Here is a 341-nt window from a genome sequence, read left to right as displayed (position 1 = left end):
CCCGGTCAAATCAAACAACGTGTTATTCTGGCCCAGGAAAAAATCGCTGTAACCGGACCAGGTGAACAGGCGCGGTACCGTGCCGGCATGCGTATCACGCAGCACAAACACGCTGTCAAAACTTTGCCCGGTTTCATCCTGTACCCGCAAATCCGGTGGCAGCATCGCGGTAGCCCGTACCATCAGTCCCTGATACACCCGCTGATATAATGGCAGACGACTCAGCTCCTGCTGTGCGTCAGCGACAGGCTGTGCAAAAGGCTTCCAGGCGGCTATCGCGTCAGGATCCTGTTGTCCACGCGCGTGATGCCAGTCGGTGTGCCTGAGGGCATAATCCAGAT

General features: G+C 56.9%; 1 protein-coding gene. It reads right to left on the bottom strand.

Annotation, left to right across the window (positions count from 1 at the left end; genetic code table 11):
- The coding region (locus tag ADK28_RS26860; protein ID WP_048797170.1) for an ImcF-related family protein at window positions 1–341 on the bottom strand (341 nt) is incomplete at both ends.

It is taken from the genome of Serratia sp. 506_PEND (assembly GCF_001076875.1).
In the GTDB taxonomy this organism is placed as follows: Bacteria; Pseudomonadota; Gammaproteobacteria; order Enterobacterales; family Enterobacteriaceae; genus Serratia; species Serratia marcescens.
Note: the sequence above shows the minus strand (reverse complement) of the source record. Positions and strands in the feature narration are given on the sequence as shown.